The 257-nt window shown below is 63.0% G+C and carries 1 protein-coding gene; it reads left to right on the top strand.

What is annotated here, in order from left to right; genetic code table 11:
• On the top strand, positions 1-257 hold a 257-nt coding region (locus tag SB772_RS42950), incomplete at both ends, for a proton-conducting transporter membrane subunit (RefSeq protein WP_410838889.1).

Here is a 257-nt window from a genome sequence, read left to right as displayed (position 1 = left end):
CATTGATTCCCTTCCACTTCTGGTTGCCCGGCGCCATGGCCGCGCCCACTCCGGTGAGCGCCTACCTGCATGCTGCTGCCATGGTGAAGGCCGGCATTTACATCGTGGCGCGGCTGGCACCCGGTTTTTCAGAATCCCCCTGCTGGCTGCCGCTTGCCCTGGGTCTTGGCCTGGCAACGATGCTCGTGGGTGGGTACCGGGCCCTGCGCCAAACCGACATCAAACTGATCCTTGCCTACGGAACAGTGAGCCAACTC

Source organism: Paraburkholderia sp. SIMBA_030 (assembly GCF_046535245.1).
GTDB lineage: Bacteria > Pseudomonadota > Gammaproteobacteria > Burkholderiales > Burkholderiaceae > Paraburkholderia.
This window is presented reverse-complemented; position numbering and strand designations above follow the sequence as displayed.